General features: G+C 45.3%; 3 protein-coding genes. 1 reads left to right on the top strand and 2 read right to left on the bottom strand.

All coding sequences use genetic code 11. The features are described from left to right. Positions 1-911 (top strand): LPXTG cell wall anchor domain-containing protein (locus PGRAN_RS15235; protein WP_036068545.1); only part of this gene is annotated, 911 nt, incomplete at its 5' end. A gap of 66 nt (positions 912-977) precedes the next feature. On the opposite strand, the gene PGRAN_RS15230 is transcribed toward PGRAN_RS15235, so the two are convergent. Further along, positions 978-1,481, bottom strand: a complete 504-nt coding sequence (locus PGRAN_RS15230; protein ID WP_036068543.1) for a VanZ family protein — start codon at positions 1,479-1,481, stop codon at positions 978-980. Between the two features lie 147 nt (positions 1,482-1,628). After that, positions 1,629-1,731, bottom strand: a 103-nt coding sequence (locus tag PGRAN_RS17415; RefSeq protein WP_241433378.1) for a hypothetical protein, incomplete at its 5' end; no start/stop codon positions are given.

Here is a 1,731-nt window from a genome sequence, read left to right as displayed (position 1 = left end):
TCACGGCAAGCGATATCACGCAAAAAGCCCATCGTTCATTAGATCCACTGGCAGGTGTGAGCGCCGAGGACCTCGAAGATGGCGATCTTACTTCGAATATCCAAGTGGTGGCGAATGATGTGAACATCGATGTGCCCGGCGAGTACCATATCACATACAGTGTCCTTGATTCCGACGGCAATACCACAGAAAAAACGGTGACCGTGACGATTCTCAGCAACGAGAACCCCGTCGTAACTGGGCAAGATAGCAGTTTCAAAGCAGGTCGCACGTTTGACCCGATGGCCGGAATCACAGCAAGCGACACCGAAGATGGTGATCTCACAGCAAGTATCCAAGTGATCGCGAACGATGTGAATCCAGACGTTGCGGGTGTGTATCATGTGACGTATCGTGTGACCGACTCTGATAGCAACGCGACAGAAGTGACCTACACGGTGACTGTATTAAGCAATGAGAAGCCAGTGATCTACGCGAGCGACCAAGCGATTGCTTTTGGGACGCCGTTTGATCCAATGGCAGGCGTCAGTGCAAGCGATGTCGAAGATGGGGATCTCACAGGTAGCATCACGATTATATCCAACGATGTGAATCCGAACGTCGCGGGGGTTTACCACGTGACATACAGTGTTGTCGATTCCGATGGCAATGAAACGCAGATCACGGTTACCGTCCTTGTCGGGGCGCAACCCGTAGCTCCAGTCGTTCCAACTACGCCCGTCGTGGCACCAGTGACTCCAACGGCACCCGCTGTTCCAAGTAAACCAGCACCAGCGCAAACCATCCAAGCTGTGGCGATGCCAACAGACCAAGCATTACCAAAAACAGGCGATAATGACGTCGCGAAAACACTTGCCCTCGGCGGTTTCCTAACAGCCCTTGGCGCAATGTTCTTGCGTAGAAAGAAATAAGAGAACACAAAGAAGCGGATGCCCATCTAGACGGCGTCCGCTTTTTTGTTCATAGTATTTTCTCCGTTAGCTCAAGATATCTCTTTTTCTAATTTGCTTTATAACTACATATGCGATCAGTAGGCCTACTATTGCGCCTGAAAAATCGAGTAGAACATCCTGAACAAGCGGTGTTCGACCACCAGTTAGCATTTGGTGAAACTCATCCATTGCTGCGTAACCAAGCGGTATCCCTGCACTGAGTGAGATAACTAGCCACGTTCTTTTTATAAATGCACTGAAGCCCATAAATAAACTAAAACCAAGTAAGGCATATGAGAAAAAATGTGCCCCTTTTCGGATAAAGAACTCAATGAAAGAACTATAACCTTTCGCTGCGATACTAATCTCTGAGCCAGCATAGTGGAAAGATATAGCAGATAATTGTTGTTCAAACGGCTTATTGGCGAGCAATTTATCTAAACTAGATGTTAAAGATTGTTCCTCATACGTTTGTGAAGACGATACAAATAAGATAATAATAATCGTCAATGCTATGCCTATAAATAACCAAGATAATCTTTGTTGCAAAAATGCCACTTCCTCTAAGTTTTTTTCTAATTCTAGCACATTAAGATTAAAATTAAATGAAAGGCTCCACTTTATTCAAAAAAGCCAGACAAAAAAACATCTGGCACTGCATAGATTTCACTTATATGAAAGTCAAAACAACTGTTTTCACCCCGTAATAATTTTCTCTTTCGGCAGTCTAATCGCATTCTTCGGCTCATTTTTGCGACGGAAGGATAACATCATGTACATAATCCCCACCCGACCGATA

Origin of the sequence: Listeria grandensis FSL F6-0971, from assembly GCF_000525835.1 — a bacterium.
Classification (GTDB): Bacteria; Bacillota; Bacilli; order Lactobacillales; family Listeriaceae; genus Listeria_A; species Listeria_A grandensis.
This window is presented reverse-complemented; position numbering and strand designations above follow the sequence as displayed.